The 519-nt window shown below is 71.1% G+C and carries 1 pseudogene; it reads left to right on the top strand.

Annotation, left to right across the window (positions count from 1 at the left end):
* Window positions 1-519: pseudogene (locus FMEAI12_RS37540) on the top strand (IS5 family transposase); the annotation flags it as partial.

Genomic DNA, 519 nt, shown 5'->3' with positions numbered 1-519 from the left:
CGGACCGGGCGGTGTTCACCGCGGTGGTCTACGTGCTGACCTCGGGGTGTGCCTGGCGGCATCTGCCGGCCGAGTTCGGGGTGTCGGTGCCCACGGCGCACCGTCGGTTCCAGGCCTGGACCCGGGCGGGTGTCTGGCCCCGGCTGCATCGGAAGATCCTTGATCTGCACGGTGCGGCCGGGCAGGTCGACTGGTCGTCGGTGATCGTGGACGCGGCCAGTCTCCGCGCGAAAAAGGGGGAAGCCTGACCGGTCCGAACCCGGTCGATCGCGGCAAACCGGGCTCGAAAATCCATGTCCTGACCGACGCGGACGGGCTGCCGCTGGTCGTGGCGGTCTCCACGGCGAACCTGCACGACAGCGGGGCCTTCGTCCCACTGGTGGCCAGTATCCCGGCGATCCGTTCCCGCCGCGGGCCGCGGCGACGCCGACCGGACAAGCTGCGGGCGGACAAGGCCTACGACCAGCCGGAACTGCGGCGTTTCCTGCGCCGGCGTGGCATCGCGGTACGTATCGCCCG

Origin of the sequence: Parafrankia sp. Ea1.12 (genome assembly GCF_900465275.1) — a bacterium.
GTDB classification, from domain to species: domain Bacteria; phylum Actinomycetota; class Actinomycetes; order Frankiales; family Frankiaceae; genus Parafrankia; species Parafrankia soli.
The sequence above is the reverse complement of the archived record's forward strand: the minus strand, read 5'-3'. Positions and strand labels throughout refer to the sequence as shown.